This window comes from Hymenobacter daeguensis, assembly GCF_054780555.1.
The window spans coordinates 1-16,093 of record NZ_BAAGWC010000048.1; the positions used below are offsets into that span (position 1 = coordinate 1).

Annotated in this window: 11 protein-coding genes, 1 tRNA gene and 1 rRNA gene; 3 read left to right on the top strand and 10 right to left on the bottom strand. The window is 61.3% G+C overall.

Annotation, left to right across the window (positions count from 1 at the left end):
• The 6 genes from ACYVHT_RS22910 to ACYVHT_RS22935 form a co-directional block, all read right to left on the bottom strand.
• Nucleotides 1–73, bottom strand: a 16S ribosomal RNA gene (locus ACYVHT_RS22910); the annotation flags it as partial.
• 1,152 nt (nt 74–1,225) lie between these two features.
• A complete protein-coding gene (locus ACYVHT_RS22915; protein WP_460557664.1) occupies nt 1,226–2,494 on the bottom strand; it encodes an adenylosuccinate synthase in 1,269 nt (422 codons plus the stop codon).
• Between the two features lie 171 nt (nt 2,495–2,665).
• Complete coding sequence (locus ACYVHT_RS22920; RefSeq protein WP_460557666.1) at nt 2,666–3,016, bottom strand: STAS domain-containing protein; 351 nt, start codon at nt 3,014–3,016, stop codon at nt 2,666–2,668.
• Nucleotides 3,013–3,453, bottom strand: a complete 441-nt coding sequence (locus ACYVHT_RS22925; RefSeq protein ID WP_460557683.1) for a Fur family transcriptional regulator — start codon at nt 3,451–3,453, stop codon at nt 3,013–3,015. Before ACYVHT_RS22925 ends, ACYVHT_RS22920 begins: the two co-directional genes overlap by 4 nt.
• Before the next feature lie 240 nt (nt 3,454–3,693).
• Nucleotides 3,694–4,026, bottom strand: a complete 333-nt coding sequence (locus ACYVHT_RS22930) for a CHY zinc finger protein (protein WP_460557668.1) — start codon at nt 4,024–4,026, stop codon at nt 3,694–3,696.
• 1 nt (nt 4,027) lies between these two features.
• Nucleotides 4,028–6,232, bottom strand: a complete 2,205-nt coding sequence (locus tag ACYVHT_RS22935; protein WP_460557670.1) for a RelA/SpoT family protein — start codon at nt 6,230–6,232, stop codon at nt 4,028–4,030.
• Nucleotides 6,233–6,504: 272 nt separating this feature from the next.
• On the opposite strand from ACYVHT_RS22935, the gene ACYVHT_RS22940 reads away from it, so the two are divergent.
• The 3 genes from ACYVHT_RS22940 to ACYVHT_RS22950 all read left to right on the top strand — a co-directional run bounded on the left by ACYVHT_RS22940 (nt 6,505) and on the right by ACYVHT_RS22950 (nt 8,854).
• Nucleotides 6,505–6,586, top strand: a tRNA-Leu gene (locus ACYVHT_RS22940).
• Between the two features lie 87 nt (nt 6,587–6,673).
• The gene (tig, locus tag ACYVHT_RS22945) at nt 6,674–7,996 is read left to right on the top strand and encodes a trigger factor (protein WP_460557672.1); all 1,323 of its coding nucleotides are present in this window, start codon (nt 6,674–6,676) and stop codon (nt 7,994–7,996) included.
• 141 nt (nt 7,997–8,137) lie between these two features.
• A complete protein-coding gene (locus ACYVHT_RS22950) occupies nt 8,138–8,854 on the top strand; it encodes a ClpP family protease (RefSeq protein ID WP_460557674.1) in 717 nt (238 codons plus the stop codon).
• Between the two features lie 102 nt (nt 8,855–8,956).
• Here the strand turns inward: ACYVHT_RS22950 and ACYVHT_RS22955 are convergent, their stop codons facing one another.
• The 4 genes from ACYVHT_RS22955 to ACYVHT_RS22970 all read right to left on the bottom strand — a co-directional run.
• On the bottom strand, nt 8,957–10,723 hold the full coding sequence (locus tag ACYVHT_RS22955; RefSeq protein WP_460557676.1) for a beta strand repeat-containing protein: 1,767 nt from the start codon (nt 10,721–10,723) through the stop codon (nt 8,957–8,959).
• 134 nt (nt 10,724–10,857) lie between these two features.
• Nucleotides 10,858–12,840: a tail fiber domain-containing protein gene (locus tag ACYVHT_RS22960; RefSeq protein WP_460557678.1), complete on the bottom strand. Its 1,983-nt coding sequence runs from the start codon at nt 12,838–12,840 to the stop codon at nt 10,858–10,860.
• Nucleotides 12,841–12,914: 74 nt separating this feature from the next.
• Nucleotides 12,915–15,086, bottom strand: coding sequence for a prolyl oligopeptidase family serine peptidase (locus ACYVHT_RS22965; protein WP_460557679.1), 2,172 nt, complete (start codon nt 15,084–15,086; stop codon nt 12,915–12,917).
• 45 nt (nt 15,087–15,131) lie between these two features.
• On the bottom strand, nt 15,132–16,093 hold a 962-nt coding region (locus tag ACYVHT_RS22970; RefSeq protein ID WP_460557681.1), incomplete at its 5' end, for an OmpA family protein.

The window sequence follows — 16,093 nt, forward strand, 5'->3', positions numbered from 1 at the left end:
ACAACCGTTCGACTTGCATGTATTAGGCCTGCCGCTAGCGTTCATCCTGAGCCAAGATCAAACTCTCCATTGTAAAATATTCTACACCATGGCGAACCATGGCTGATGTCGAGTGCTGACCTTGCTCACATATTGACATTATGGTCAAATTCGTTTCGCTTGGTTTGTTTCACTGTGTTTCCTCCGAAGAAGAAGCAGCAAGTGGAACACTTACTATTTTGTCTATTTCCGTCATTCAAAGAACGTGTGATGCTTCCATTTGAAGCGTCAGTGTGGGCTGGTGATTCAGCCCGGGGTTTTCGTTGTAAACTTTTGTTCGTTTTGGGATTGCAAAGGTAGAAACTATTTTTGATTTGGCAACTTATTTTCGAAAAATTTTCTGTTTTTCGATTCGGTTTTCAAATCAGCGGCTTTCGATTAAAGCAGCTTTTTTATTTAATAATCAGTTTGTTATGACTGATTATTGATGACCTCTGTTCGTTTTGCGAGTGCAAAGGTAGTGGTTTTTTTCGACTTTCAAATTTTTCAGCGAAAAATTTTTAGAATCTTTTCGCTTCGATTTTCAAGTCTGGCTGCTTCCGGTTGAAGCGGGTTGCAAAGGTACGGTGGCTTTTTTCGCCGGTGCAAGCTATTCGAGAAATAAATCTTGATGCTTGCGGCTGGCTGCGGTGCACAAGACAACTTGTCTTCTGCTGGAGTTCCCGACCTTTTGATTTGTGCCGCAGCAGATGCTTTTGGCGTTTCCGTTGGTCCGTTTGACGTTTCGGGACTGCAAAGGTAGGGGGACTTTTTGGAGCGGCAAGCAGGCCTGTACGTAAAAGCTTGCCCGAGGGTTGTAAGTAGCTGATTGATGCGGCTAAAAAATTCGACTGTGCTGGCGAATGGGCTTCAAATACTGGGTGACTCGGGGTGAACAGGTGATGTTTGGCATGTTGGTGCCTGGATGGGATGCTTGCCGGATGGAGTGGGATGGTCGTTATGAATGGAGGTTTGGGGTTAACCACCTGATTGGATTGGGCCTCTTCGCCCCTACCCTCTTATTCAATAACGAGTGGTTTTGGGGGCAGGCATGTTTGTGGTGCCAGGGTTTTGAGATGGGTGGGATGATGATGCGGACGGGCTTTCTCTATGCAAAAGCCCCGCATCTGGCTCCAGCGGTCGGCTGGGAAGGGATGCGGGGCTGGAGGCAGCAACGGGAAACGGCGGCGAGGGCCGGGTTCCGGACTTAGCGGTGGAGGGTGCTGACGCGGTCGGGGCCGACGCTGACGATGCTGATGGGGACTTGGAGCTCCTTTTCAAGGAATTCTAGATAGGCGACGAGGTTGGGGGGGAGTTGGGCGGCGTCGGTGAGGGTGGTAAGGTCGGAATTCCAGCCGGGGAGGGTGATGTACTCGGGGGTGACGGTGGTGAGCTCGCCGGGGTCGGGCAGTTGGGGGGTGCTTTCGCCGGTGGCGGTGCGGTAGTGGGTGCAGGCCTGGATTTCGGTGAAGCCGTCGAGGACGTCGGCTTTCATGAGGTGGAGTTCGGTGACGCCGTTGAGCATGATGGCGTAGCGGAGGGCGGGCAGGTCTATCCAGCCGGTGCGGCGGGGGCGGCCGGTGGTGGAGCCGAACTCGCGGCCGGCCTGGCGGATTTGTTCGCCGACTTCGTCGTGGAGCTCGGTGGGGAACGGGCCGCTGCCGACACGGGTGCAGTAGGCTTTGGTGATGCCGTACACCTTATCGATATGACGCGGGGCGATGCCGAGGCCGGTGCAGGCGCCGGCGGCGATGGTGCTGGACGAGGTGACGTAGGGATAGGAACCGAAGTCGATATCTAATAAGGAGCCCTGGGCGCCTTCGGCGAGGATGCGCTTGCCTTGGGTAAGGAGGTCGTTGAGGAGGTATTCGGTATCGATGAGCTGGAGGGTGCGCAGGAATTCGACGGCGGAGAAGAAGTCGGCTTCGAGGGCTTCGATTTCGAGTTCTTTGTGGTGGTGGGCGGCGATGGCAGCGTGCTGGGCGACGGCTTCCTTGTAGCGCTGCTCGAAATCGGGCAGGAGAATGTGGCTCACGCGGAGGCCGACGCGGCCGATTTTATCGGAATACGTGGGGCCGATGCCTTTGAGGGTGCTGCCGATTTTGGTGTTGCCCCGGGCTTCTTCGCTGATGCGGTCGAGGGCGCGGTGCGAGGGAAGGATGAGCTGGGCTTTTTTGGAGACGTAGAGGTTTTTGGACCAGTCGATTCCCCTATCGGTGAGTTTCTGGAGCTCCTGGCGGAAGACGACGGGGTCAAGGACGACGCCGTTGCCGACGACGTTGATGATGTGCGGGTGGAAAATGCCGCTGGGAACCTGGTGCAGGACGTGCTTGACGCCATCGAAGAAAAGGGTGTGACCGGCGTTGGGGCCGCCCTGGAAGCGGGCTACGGCATCGTAGGTCGGTGCTAGCACATCTACAATTTTGCCTTTGCCTTCATCGCCCCACTGGAGGCCTACTAATACGTCTACTGGCATGTGTTTGGGTTATTCTGAACGCAGCGAAATTTGGGTGGCTGCGTCCGTTTTGGGAAATTGATGACTATTGGAGATGGTTCTTACCTGATAAGGTCCCTGGCTACGCCGACCTTCGGTTCGCGGTGCTCAGGATGAGAGATGCCTTATCAAAAGGGCAAAAAAACAGCCGCCCTATCGGACGGCTGGGGTAAGTTGCTGACGGGCTTCGGTTTCGGTGGCCGAGACGGTGAAGATGTTGTTTAGCTTCGTGACAGCCAGCATCTTCTTGGGGTGGTCGGCGGGGTTGATGAGAACCATTTCGCCGCCACGGCTGCGGAATTTGGTGAGGAGCGAAACCAGGACGCCGATGCCGGTGCTGTTGATGTAGCGGATTTCGGAGAGGTCAACGGCGCATTGGTTGAGGTCTTCGCCGAGGTGGTTGTTGACGGACTGCAGGAGCTGGTCGGTATCGGGGCTGCCGATGAGGTCGCCGGAGAGGCGAACGAAGAGAATGCCGTTTTGGACGGTGCTGGTGGTGGTCATGCGGGGGTGTTCTGGCGGGCGGCGGCCTGGGCGCGACAGTCACCGCAGATGCCGTAAAGATTCAAAGAATGGTGCAAGATATGGAAGTTCAGCAGGTCGCCGACCATGGTTTGGATGCCGTGGATGCGGGGGTCGCAGAATTCCACCACTTTATGGCATTCGGTGCAGATGACGTGGTCGTGCTGGCGGTAGCCATAGCTTTTTTCGTACTGGGCGAGGTTGCGGCCGAACTGGTGCTTGCTCACAAGTCCTTGTTCAACCAACAGGTCCAGCGTGTTGTAAACGGTAGCACGGCTTACCTGCAGGCCGCGCTCCTTCATGCCGGCATAAAGCTCTTCGACGTCGAAGTGGCCGGAGCGGGCGTAGATTTCTTCGAGAATGGCGTAGCGCTCGCCGGTTTTGCGGAGGCCTTTGTTTTCGAGGTGGGCCGTAAACAGCTTTTTTACTTCCTCGAGCTTATCGGTATTGAGCGTGGCCTGAGAGGCCGCGCTGGGCGTATGCTTGGCGGCGTAGCCAGTCTCGGACGAGCCGCCTCCCCCCTGCCCTGCTTCAACGATGGGCTCAGTGGCAGCGTGCTTGCGAGGCGCTGTTTTGGTTGTATTCACGGGGTATAGTTCGGAGTAATGGGCGGGATGGGAAGCCAAAGTTACGTAAGCCGCGGCGGCTGCTTTTGGTTCTTACCGCTCGAAATAGAGGTGGTAGTGGTTGGCACAGCCGGGATTGAAGGCGGCCTGGCAGTTGGGGCAGGTGCTGCTGCAGCCTAAGTAGCTGGCAATGCTGAGGGTGGTTTGGCAGTTGCCGCAGTAGATGGCTTGGGTTTGAAATTCCGCTTTGGGCCAGACTTGCGGGGGGTGGCTAACGGCCTCGTTGTGGCACTGAATGCAGGCGTAGAACTCGCCGCAGCACTTGTGCCGAATGGCGATGATGTCGCGCCCAGAGTGGTAGTGGGCGCATTGGGTGCGCTCATTGACGCTGGTGCCGTGGATGATGATGGGCTTAGTTAGGTTCATTTTACGAGTCGAACCGTTCTACCTGCAGCACGCCATCCACCTTGCGCAGACGCTGAATGAGCTTGTTGAGGTGGTCGGTATCGTTCACGAACACCATAATCTGGCCATCGAAGAAACCATCGTCGGCGGTGATGGTGATGGTGATGGAGCGCATGTTCACCTTGAGCGCGGAGCTGATGATGCGCGTGACGTCGTTGACGAGGCCCACGCGGTCGGAACCTTTGAGGCGGATACCGGCCAGAAAGGCCAGCTCGAGCTGGTCGGTCCACTTGGCGCGCACGATGCGGTTGCCATAGTTCGACATCAAATCGACGGCGCGGTGGCAGTTGGTGCGGTGGATGATGAGGCCGCTGTCGGTTTCGAAGCCGAACACATCGTCGCCGGGAATGGGGTTGCAGCAGCGGGCAATGCTGTAGTTGAACTTGTCGGTGTGCTCGCCCACGACGAGCATGTCCGGCTTCACACCGCGAATTTTCTGCACTTCGTTGTCGAACGTTTTGGGTTCGAGCACGGAGGGCAAGGGCTTGGGCGAGCTGAAAATGGACTCCCGAATGGTACGCCCATCTACCTGCCCCACGGCCAGGCGGTAGTAAAACTCCTGCGCGCCAGGCACATTGAAATAGGCCAGCAGGCGGTTGAAATTCTCCTGCGTATTGGGCACCCCAATGAGCTCCAGCCGCTTTTCGAGGATGTAGCGGCCGTCTTCGGCCTTGGCGCGCTTGTCGTCGCGCAGAAAATCCTTGATGCGCGACTTGGCCTTGCTGGTGATGACGTAGTTGAGCCATTCCTGCGTGGGGCGCTGCTTGTGCGAGGTCAGGATTTCGACCTGGTCGCCGTTGTGCAGCTGGTAGCTGAGCGGCTCCAGCTTCTGGTTCACCTTAGCTCCGAGGCAGTGAATGCCGATTTGGGAGTGAATTTCAAAGGCAAAGTCCAGCGCCGTGGCCTTGTCGGGCAGAATGACCAGCTTGCCCTTGGGCGTGAAAGCGTACACCTCCTTCACAAACAGGTTCTGCCGGAACTCGTCCATGAATTCCAGCGCGCTGGAGTTGTTGGATTCCAGCATGTCGCGCACCTTGTTCACCCAGCCTTCGAGCGAGCTTTCGGGCTGAATGCTGCCGGTATCCTTGTATTTCCAGTGCGCGGCGTAGCCCTTCTCGGCAATATCGTCCATGCGGCGCGAGCGGATTTGCACCTCCACCCACTGGCCGGCGCGCGACATTACCGTGGTGTGCAGGCTCTCGTAGCCGTTGGCTTTCGGCGTCGAAACCCAATCGCGCAGCCGGTCGGGGTTGGGCTGATAAAAGTCCGTCACGATGCTGTAAACCTGCCAGCAGGCGGCTTTCTCCTGTTCCGGCGGCACGTCCAGAATCACCCGAATGGCAAACAAGTCATACACCTCATCGAAGGTGATGTTCTGCTTCTTCAGCTTCTTCAGGATGGAATAGATGCTTTTCGGCCGGCCCTTGATTTCATAATCGAAGCCCTGCGCCTTCAATTCCTCGTCAATCGGCTGCACAAACTCCTTAATAAAGCGGTTGCGCGCCGCCTGGCTCTGGCGCACCTTGGCCTTGATTTCGTTGTACGTCTCCGTATCGGTGAATTTGAGGTACAAATCCTCCAGCTCACTCTTTATCGTATAGAGCCCCAGTCGGTGGGCCAGCGGCGCATATAAATAGAGGGTTTCCGACGCAATTTTCAGCTGCTTGTGGCGCGGCATCGAGTCCAGCGTCCGCATGTTGTGCAGGCGGTCGGCAATTTTGATGAGAATCACGCGCACGTCCTCGCTCAGCGTGAGCAGCATCTTGCGGAAGTTCTCCGCCTGCTCGCTCGTGCCATACTCGAAAACGCCCGAAATCTTGGTCAGCCCATCAATAATGCGGGCCACCTTTGTCCCGAATTCCCGCTCGATGTCCGAAATTTCGGTCGGCGTGTCCTCCACCACATCGTGCAGCAGCGCGGCCACAATGCTGGTCGTGCCCAGCCCGATTTCCTCTACCGCAATCTGCGCCACCGCCAGCGGGTGCAGAATATAGGGCTCGCCCGACTTCCGGCGCATCTCCTTGTGCGCCTCTAAGCTCTGATTAAAAGCCTTTTTAATCAATTTAGCGTCGCCGTCTTTCAGATACGGCTTGGCGGCGCGCAGCAGGCGGCGGTAGTGGCGCAGGATTTCCTGACGCTCGGCTTCGGGAGAGATGACGGGAGGCATAATGGCTAAAGTAACAACGAAGCGAGGGAAAAGGTGGCCGGGAACAGTATACGAAGGCAATAACAGCACGTCAGGCAAAGCGCAGCGAAGCATCTTGCCCACTTCGTCAGGCTCCCCTCTCCCGGGGAAAGGGGCCGGGGGCGAGGCTCTCCACGCCAGGCGTCGCCCACATGTACGCCCCCCAAAATCCTGTTACAAATCCCTTTTGCGCGCTACAAATTTCCCGAGTACCTTTGCGGGCCCATAGCAAACGGCTACACGGAAAAGACCATGCGGATATGGCGAAATTGGTAGACGTGCCAGACTTAGGATCTGGTGCCGCAAGGCGTGTGGGTTCGAGTCCCTCTATCCGCACTTTTTTTTGAGTAGGCCTTCGGTCGCATAGGCTGGGGGCTTTTTTTTCAACCTTTCAATTTGCCGGCAGCAGCTGGCTTCTCTGTTTTGAACATTACCCTCGACAAGAACGACGAGCAGCTGACCGGGCTGCTGACCGTGCACCTGACCGAAGCCGACTACGCGCCCACCGTAGACAAGCAAATCAAAGAGTACAGCAAGCGCGCCCAGGTGAAGGGCTTCCGCCCCGGCATGGTGCCCGTGGGCATGGTGCGCAAAATGTACGGCAAAGGCATTCTGGCCGAGGAAATCAACAAGATGCTGGGCAAGGCCGTGGACTCCTATATTAAGGAGAACAACATCAAGCTGCTGGGCGAGCCGCTGCCCGTGCCGAGCAACGTGGATTTCGACACCGATAAGGACTTCGATTTCTCGTTCGAGCTGGGCCTGCTGCCCGACTTCGAGCTGCCCGCTGAGCTGACGGCCGAGCTGCACAAAGTGAGCCTCGACGACGAAACGCTGGCCCAGACCAACGAGCAGATTGCCCGCCAGTACGGCGAGACGACCAACCCCGAGGAATCGGAAGCCGGCGACTACCTGTTCGGCAAGCTGAAAAAGGCTGGCGAGGAAGGCGAAGGCCGCACCATTCTGCTGCCCATCGGCAAAGTAACCGGCGACCAGGCCCAGTTTATCGGCAAAAAAGGCGGCGACGTGATTACGTTCGACTTGCAGGCGGCTTTCAAGAATGACGCGCTGTCGATTTCGAACTTCACCGGCCTGAGCAAGAAAGAGGCGGAGGAAGCAACCGGCGACTACGAATTCAGCGTGGAGAAGGTGAACCGCACGGCAGCCCCCGAGATGAACCAGGGGCTGTTCGACAAAGTATTCGGCCCCGAGGCAGTTTCGACCCAGGAAGAGTTTGATGCCAAGGTGCGCGAAACCATTCAGCAGAACTACGACCGTGAGGCGGAAGGCTCGCTGAACAACCGAATTGTGGAGCAGCTGGTGACCAACACCGACATCAACGTGCCCACGGAGTTCTTCAAGAAGTGGCTGGTGCGCGCCAACGAGGGCAAGCTGACGCCCGAGATGGTGGAAGAGCACTACGACGACTACGTGAAGGAGCTGAAGTGGAGCATGATTCGCAACAAGGTGGTGGAAGAAGCCGGCCTGAAAGTGAGCAACGACGAGATTGTGAACCGCACGCTCGACAAAATCATGGGCCAGTTCAACATGCCGAACATGCCCGACGAGATGCGCGAATCGATGCGCAGCTATGCCAACGAGTACCTGAAACAGGAGAACGGCAAGAACTACGTGAACGAGTATGAGGCCATTCTGGCAGAGAAAGTGCTGGAAAACCTGCGCGGCAAAGTTGTTGTTACGGACAAGCCCGTAACGGCCGAAGAATTCCGGAGCCTGCACAGCTAAGCGCTGCGCAACCCGATTTTTGGAAAAGCCCTTACGGAGACGTAGGGGCTTTTTTGTTGGGGTTCCGACAACATTCGCTTACTTCGCCCGTCTTTCTAACCTCACCTGCGCAAGCTGAAGCGTGCGCTACATTTTTCTCCAATGAACCCATTACTGAATAGACAAGAATTCCGCAAGTTTGCCGTGAAAGGCCAGGGACTCAGCGGCCTGGGCGTGGACCAGTACCTGAACCACATGGAAGGCCAGGTGCGCAACGGCATGATGCTGCCCACCAACATGACCCGCTCGGTGATTGAGGAGCGTCCGCAGAACTTCCGCGAAATCGACGTGTTTTCGCGCCTGATTATGGACCGCATCGTGTTTCTGGGCACGGCCGTGGACGACTACATTGCCAACATCCTGACGGCCCAGATGCTGTTTCTGGAGTCGGCCGATGCCAAGAAAGACATTCTGCTCTACATCAACTCGCCCGGCGGCTCGGTGTATGCCGGCCTCGGCATCTACGACACGATGCAGTACGTGAACCCCGACGTGGCCACGATTTGCACGGGTCTGGCGGCTTCGATGGGCGCGGTGCTGCTGGCTGGCGGGGCTGCCAACAAGCGCTCGGCCCTCCCCCACGCCCGGGTGATGATTCACCAGCCTTCGGGCGGCGCGCAGGGTCAGTCGACGGACATTGAAATCACGGCTCGGGAAATCCTGAAACTGAAAAAGGAGCTATATGACATTCTGGCGCACCACACCGGCAAAACTTACCAGGAAATCTACGACAACTCGGAGCGCGACTACTGGATGCGCGCCGACGAGGCCAAAGAGTACGGCCTGATTGACGAGGTGCTGGAAAAGAAGAAAGCGTAAGCATTAATTTCCGCTGACTGCCCATAGAAAAAGCTCCTGCCTTCTGGCAGGAGCTTTTTCTATGGACTGCCTCCTGGTGCGGCGTGTGGTTCGGTACTGTCTTTAGGGGCGGTATATCACAAAAGAAAAGTCGCGTTCGGGCTGCTGGTTGTTGAGCATGTTGTTGGTGGTGATGTCGACCTCGCCGCCTGTGGTACCGCTGGCCGTGACGACTATAATGCCCTGGGTGGTGGAAGTCAGTCCCGTGGCGACGCAAATGGCGGACGTCAAATCGGCGCTGGCGAGCGCGCCCGTGCAATGAATTTCGTAGTAGCCGGTGCCCGAAAACGGGACACTGACCGTGAAGTTGCCCGAGCCGCTGAGGATGGTGCCGTTGGCGGCGATACGGCCGAAGGCTACCGGCAGCAGGTTGGCGCCGCCGGTGCCGGGCGAGTTGACTTCCACGGCGCGCACGGGCCCGCCGGCCACGTCCAGTCCCAGACCAGTGCCGCTTTGGTTGATGACCACGGCGGGAGCGCTGCTGCCGCTATTGGCCTGAGCAAAGAATGCCACCCGGCCAGTGCCAGTGGTTGAGGCAGCCAAGGCCGTAGCCGCCCCACTGGCAAAGCTGGCTACCCCCACTCCACCGGTAACCGAGGCCTGGCCTTCCACGCCGTAGCCGCCGCTGCCCGAGGAGGTACCGCGCACACCACTGCCGCCAATGGTGGTGCCCAGCACCCCGAGGCCCGCAGCATTGCTGCTGCTGCCCAGCACTCCGGCAATGGTGCTGCTGCCGCTGGTGCTGCCCACTACGCCACTCCCGGTGTTGCTGCTGCCGTACACGCCGGTGCCGCTCTGGCTGCTGCCAATCACGCCGTAGCTATTGGTGGCCGAGCCGCTGACGCCGTAGCCGCCGTTGGCCGTAGCGATGCCGCGCACGCCGTAGCCCCCGGCCGTGAGGCCGATGACGCCACTACTGCCGCCGCTGCCGCTTTGGTCGAGGCCGCGCACCCCGGCCGCGTTGCCCGTCGCGCCGCTGGTTATCACGCCTTCGACCCCGATGCCGTCGGTGCTGGCGCTCTGCTTCACGCCCCGGATGGCGGCCTGGGCGGAGGTGGCCGTGTTCACGGCGCGCAGGGCGGGCCGGGCGCCGGACGTGCTCACATAGAGCGTGGTGGAGTCATTGGCAGCGTTGGTGTTCGTCAGTTCGGCCACGCGGCCGAGGTCGCCGCCGGTTTTCTGGGCCTGGAGCGAGAGGCCGCTGGTGCTGCGGCCGTACACGCCCGGCCCGCTGGCTGAGGTGCCGCTCACGCCCCGGCTGTCGGTGGCTTCGCCGGCCACGCCGTAGCCATTGGTGCCGCTGGCCGTGCCGCGCACGCCGTAGCCGCTCACCGTGACGCCCAGTACGCCGGTGCCGCTGCCGCTGGTGGGGTTGGTGTTTTCGCCCCGCACGGCGGCCGTGCCGTTTCCCGCAGCGGTGCCGCTCACGGCCTGGCCCGCGCCGGTATTGCTCACGGCAAAGGCGGTGCTGCTGCTGCTGGCCGTGCCGCTGTAGGGCAGGCTGAGGCCGGTGCCCGAGGCGGGGTCGAGGTACACCCAGCCGCCGGTGCCCGCGTAATACCAGAAACCGGTTTGCACGCCGCCGCCGGCCGTGCCATCGGTCTGGTACACGATGAGGCCCTGCGGCGGCGAGGTGATGGCCGTGCGCTGGGCCGCCGTCAGGCGCGGAATGAGCAACCCGGTGTTGTTGGCCGGGCTCTGGATATCGAGCGCCGACTTGGCATTAGGCGTGGTGGTACCCACACCCACCTGGGCGCGGACGGATACGGCACTCGCGGTCACAAGCACCCCGAGCAGCAGTGAGAAACGGGTAATCAGGTGGTTAAGCATAACTGGCGTTTGGGAAACGGAACGGTGGTTGAGCTAAGCAGTAGCAGGGCTGTTTTAACACGGGGTTGGCACCGCAGAGGGCTGAGCCGGCGGTGGAGCCCCCCTCCGGATGCGCTTCGAAAAGCGGGGCCGAGCTACTTCTGCGCCTGGGCATCCTGACCGAGCAGGCGGGCCAGCTGGCTTTGCAGGCCAAGCAGGGCGGCGTGGTCGGCCTGGGCCTGGGCAGCCTGCGCCTGCAGGCGGGCATTCTGCGCCTTTAGGGTTTCCACTTCGGCGCTGAGCTCCTGCACGGAGCGCACCAGCGGCACCACAAACTGGGCATAGTTGAGGCCGTACGGGTCGTGGGCGGTGGCCGGGGCGTGCACACCGTCGAAGTCGAAGCCCACGGCCTGGGCGGTGGCCGCCACTTCCTGGGCCAGGAAGCCCGTGTGCACGGCGGCAGTGGCCGAATCGGCCGCGAGGCGGGGGCCCAGCCGGCCCGAGTGCTCGAAGGCCGTCTGCCGGGCCGCGTCGAGGCGGTAGGTGACCGGCCGCAGGCGGTTGACGAAGGCCAGGCCGGGCACGTTGGCCCGCACCTGGTACTTGAAGCGGGCGTCGGAGGTGATGGTGAGCCCCACCTGGCAGCGCAGGCTGGCGATGCTGGCGTTGCCGAGCTGAATGGTGTTGCTGGCCGCCGCAGTGGCCCCGCTGCCCAGGCTGAGGGTGTTGCTCAGGTTGGCCGTGCCGGGGCCGCTGAGGTAGCCCAGGGCGGTATTGTCGTTGCCACCAGTGTTAAAGTAGCCGGCCTGGCTGCCCACAAACACGTTCTGGTCGCCGCCCACGTTGCCGTAACCGGCCGCCTCGCCCAGAAACGCGTTGCGGGACCCATCCGTCGTGTTAAAGCCCGCGCTTCGCCCGAAAAAGGCATTGCGAAAGCCGATGGTATTCGCAACGCCCGCCTGGTGGCCCACAAAGGCGTTGTTGGCCCCGCTGGTGTTGGCATAGCCCGCCCGGTACCCCACAAAAGCATTGGAGCCCCCGTTCTGGTTGGCGTAGCCGGCCTGGCTGCCGCCAAACACATTCTGGTCGCCGGTGGTGTTGCGGTAGCCGGCCTGAAAGCCCTGAAACACATTGTCGTCGCCGGTGGTGTTGAGCGTGCCGCTCCCGTAGCCATCGAACACGTTGTTGCTGCCGGTGGTGTTGTAGTAGCCGGTCTGGCTGCCTACAAACACGTTGGCGGTGCCGGTGGTGTTGGTCGTACCGCTGCTGGTGCCCACAAACACGTTATCGTCGGCGGTATTGAGCGAACCCGAGCCGCTGGAATTGCCAATGAACACGTTGCTCGAACCGGTGGAGGTACCGTAGCCGCTGTTGTTGCCCAGGTACACGTTGCCCACGCCGGTGGTGGTGTTGTGCCCGCTGCCGGCGCCGGCAAACAGGTTGAGCACGCCGGTGGTGTTGCTGGTGCCGCTCTGAGCGCCCACAAACACGTTTCCGGTGCCGGTGGTGCTGGCGTAGCCGGCCGAAAAGCCCAGATACACGTTGGAGCGGCCCGTGGTGTTCGCGAAGCCGCTCTGGTAGCCCCCGAACACATTGGAAAAGCCGGAGGTGGTGCGGGTGCCGGCCTGGTAGCCCACAAACAGGTTGCCGGTGGTGGCATTGGCCGCGCCGGCCTGGTAGCCCAGGCTCACGCTGTTGCCGCTGGTGTTCTGGCCCAGGTTCAGGCCCCCATCGGCCCGGATGCCCACGCCCACCGTGGCCCCGATGCTGGCCCCGGTGCCGGTGAGGGCGTTGCCCTGCAGGCGAAGGTCCTGCGTGGCGGTGTGGTTGCCGAGATTGTCGCCAGCCGCGTCGAGAAACACCCAGCCGCCCGTGCCCACGTAGTACCAGAAGCCGCTTTGGGCGCCGCCCGAGGCCGTGCCGTCGGTCTGGTACACCATCAGGCCCTGGGGCGGCGAAGTGATGGCCGTGCGCTGGGCCACCGTCAGGCGCGGGATGAGCAGGCCTTTGTCGGTGGCGCGGATGTCGAGCGCCGACCTGGCATCGGGCGTGGTGGTGCCGATGCCAACCTGGGCGCTGGCGGCAAGGGGAGCGAGGGCCAGCAGCGCAAACGCGGTGGTTAATACGTGTTTCGTCATGGCAAGGGGGAGCCAGGACGCAGCCGGCAGCGGCTCGTCAGGGGCTCAGTTAGGCTGTGGGAGGGAAATCGGGCTTATTTAACCGCCGTGGCCGCCGGCTGAAACGCGGGGTGGCCGGCCTGCCAGAGGGCGAAGGCGTACATGTTGGCGAAGTTGCGGAAGGCCACTTTTTTGTCTTCGGTGAAGTGGCCGTTGTCGTAGTTCACCTGCATGAGCACGGGCTTGCCGGAGGTGCTGGCGGCTTGCAGCGCGGCGGCCAGCTTGCCGGGCTGCCACACGATGACGCGCGGGTCGTTCATGCCGCCCACGCAGAGCACGGCGGGGTATTTGGTGCCGGGCACCACGTGCTGGAAGGCATCCATCTCATACAGACCCATGCACTGCACCGAGTCCTTCACGGTGCCGAATTCGGGGGCGTTGACGGGGCCATTGGGCGAGTTTTCCATGCGCAGGGCATTGGAGCAGCTCACGTTGCTGATGGCGGCGGCAAACAAGTCGGGCCGCTCGGTGATGGCCCGGCCGATGAGGATGCCGCCCGCGCTGGTGCCCATGCCAATGAGGTGCTGCGGGCTGGTGTAGCCGTTTTTCACAAGGTAGTCGCCGCAGGCAATGAAGTCTTTCCAGGTGTTGGGCTTGGTGGTCTGGTAGCCGGCGCGGTACCACTTGTCACCTTTTTCGGAGCCGCCGCGCGGGTGCGTTTCGGCCCAGATAACGCCCTGGTTGAGCAGCGCCAGGTTGCGCCGGCTGAAGTAGGGCGTGGCCGACACGCCATAGGCCCCGTAGCCGTCCATGAGGCACACGGCGCTGCCGTCCTTCTTCAGCCCCTTGCGGTAGATGAGCGACAGCGGGACCATCGTGCCGTCGTAGCTGGGCACTTCCACTTCCTCCACCACCAGGTCGGCCACGCCGGGGTAGCTCATGGGCACATGGAAAGCGCTGAGGGCCAGCTTTTGGGTGGCGGGGTTGTAGTCGTAGAGCTTGCCGGGGTCGTTCCACGACGTGCTGTACACCAGCGCTTCGTTGCTTTCGGCAGGGTTGTACGGCTCGATGCCGACGGTGCCGCGGGTGGGCAGCGGCACGTCGGCCCACTGCCGGGTGGCGGGGCTGTACTGCCGGATGTGCTCGTTGATGCCGTCGCTGAGCGTGACGAACAGGTAGTCTTTGGTGGCCGCCACGCCGGTGATGTTCTGCTTGCCTTCGGGCAGCAGCACGGTGGCCGTGGCCGGGTTGGGCAGGGCGGCATTGGTGGCCAGAATGCGGCCGTTGGGCGCGCCCTTCACGCTGTGCAGGTAAATTCGGCTGCCGATTTTGAAGTAGCGGTACACGCTGTCGGTGGGCGCGGCCAGGCGTTTCCAGGCAATAGCAGGCCGGGTCAGGTCGGCGGGCGTGGTCACCCAGGCGTTCACGCGCCGGTCCACGGAGCTCAGCTCACCGTAAAGCTGGGCGTGGTCGTTGGAGTAGTACATGATGGGGTACTGGTCGGGCCGGATGCCCATGGCGGGGTTTTTGGCCCGCGAAAACAGGTCGGGGTCGGCCGAGGGGGCGGTGCCGAGGCGGTGCAGCCGGCCCTTGGTGTCGAGGTTGCCCTTGGGGTCTTTGGGGTCGGTGGAGTTCTGGGGGGTGTAGAGGAAGCCGCTGTTGTCGGGCAGCCAGTCCACGGTGCCGCCGAACACGGCCGGGATGGTTTCGGGCCGAAAGGCCCTGGTGGCCACCGTCATGGTGCGCAGCGTGGACAGTTCGGCCCCGCCTTCCTGCAGGCCGATGACGACCAGCTGGCCGTTGGGGCTGGGCGTGAAGGCCGTCATGGCGTAGCTTTTCTGCTGGTCGGTGGCCAGGCTCAGCGGGTCGAAGAGCAGCTTTTCGGGGCCGGTTTTGCCGTCGCGCACGTAGAGCTTGCCTACCTTTTCGTTGGGCAGGGTTTTGCGGTAGAAGTAGCGGTTGCCGCGCTGCCGGATTTCGCCGTAGCGCACGGCCAGCAGCTTGTCGTAGTCCTCGAAGGTTTTGATGAGCCGGTCGCGGCCCGGAATCTGGTCCAGCGTCTGCGTGGTGTAGTCGCCTTGCGCCCGGAACCACTCCTTCACCTCAGGGCTGTTGGTGTCTTCGAGCCAGCGGTAGTTGTCCACCACCTTCTTCCCGAAATAGGTGTCCGTAACGGGGCGCTGGGGCGTGGCCGGCAGGCGTTGGGCATGGGCCGAAAGCGCTGTAGCGCCAACCAGCGCCAGCAAACTCAATAAGCTCTTTTTCATGACGATGAAGGACAAAAAAGGTGGGACTAAGAAATAACGGGCAGGCTACAGCTTCACCAGCTCGACGCGGCGGTTTTTGGCTTTGCCGTCCTCGGTGGCGTTGTCGGCCAGGGGCTTGGTCTGGCCGAAGCCGGCGGCTTGCAGGCGGTCGGCAGCAATGCCCTGGGCGGTGAGGGTGGCCACCACGGTGCGGGCGCGGGCTTCCGATAGTTGCTGGTTGTGCTGGGGCGTACCGGCGTTGTCGGTGTGGCCCTGCACAGCCAATTTGAGGTCGGGATTCTGGGCCAGCAGGCTGATAATCTGGGCAATGGTGGCCTGGGCATCGGGCTTGAGCGTGGCCTGGTCGGTATCAAAATTCAGGTAGAGGGCCACGTGGCCCGTGGCGTCGAGGGCTTTTTTCATCTCGGCGGCGGGCAGCACGGAGGCCGTCATGGGCAGGGCCTTTTTCTCCACCACCGTCAGCCAGTAGTTTTCGTGGTCGTCGTAAATCTGGTAGGCCTCCACCCAGACTTCCTTGTCGGGCGTGCGCAGCATGTACACGCCGGCCTTTTCGTGGCCCAGCATGTTGTAGCGCCCCCGGTGGCGGCGCTCGTCGAAGGTCAGCTTCGCGTCCGGGAGTTTTTGCATGCTGCCTTCCCACACGGTCACCCCGCCCAAGTCGTGCACCAGCTTCTCGTAGGTTTTCTGCACCTGGAAGAACGAAGCCCCCTTCCCTACCGCCTTAATGGTGGTGAGGCGGCCTTCGACGGGAATGATTTTCGTGCCGTCGAAAAACTCGTATCGGTCGAAAGCCGCGTCCTTCATCAGGTCCTTCACCTCTTCAGAGCGCACCTCCGTGTCCTTGATGGTGCCCTTGTGGTAGCCATCGAGCAGGGTGAAATAAGGAAACGCGCCCAGCTTCGGGCTGACAACGGGGGCCGTACCGGGGTCGAAACCAGCGGGCGGCGCCGGCGCCGGCGCGGCAGCTGGCGTTTCGGTCGGCGCGGGTGCGGGTGCGGGTGCGGCGG